Below are 508 nucleotides of genomic sequence, written 5' to 3'. Positions count from 1 at the left end.
GCCGTGGATACGGATGCCGCTGTTGTTGAGCTCAATATAGCCGCCTCGGGTCAAAAGCAGGATTTTTTCGTCCGAATAGATTTCCCAAACTTTGGCTTCCCCATGATACTTCTCACCAGAAACAATGTTGTAGAGTTTGCCGACCTCCACATTGATTGTTGTGCCAACGGTTGTCCGCTGTTCCTTGCCAACATTGGTGATCTGGGTCTGTCCAATATTTGTGACCTTGCTGACACCAATCTGCTCAGCCCGTGCCACACCCACGGTGTCGGATTTGAACGCGCTGACGATGGTGTTCATAATCCCAGGAAGCGGAAACAGGCCGGAGGCGTCTTCGCCCACGCCCGTGCCGGAGCCTGCCAGTGCTGTGCCAGCATCCGCCCTTGGGCTTGCGCCTGCCACCACGCCTTCGCGTGCCATTAGCCCGCCCGCACCCAGAAAGCCGAGTGCGGATGAGGCCAGCGTGGTGGCGAAGCTTGCAAGGCCCGGTCCGCCGCCACCTGCAATT

The 508-nt window shown here is 57.9% G+C and carries 1 pseudogene; it reads right to left on the bottom strand.

From position 1 onward, the window contains the following. Window positions 1-508: pseudogene (locus BJF95_RS00005) on the bottom strand (type VI secretion system tip protein VgrG); the annotation flags it as partial.

This window comes from Rhizobium oryziradicis, assembly GCF_001939045.1.
In the GTDB taxonomy this organism is placed as follows: Bacteria; Pseudomonadota; Alphaproteobacteria; order Rhizobiales; family Rhizobiaceae; genus Allorhizobium; species Allorhizobium oryziradicis.
This window is presented reverse-complemented; position numbering and strand designations above follow the sequence as displayed.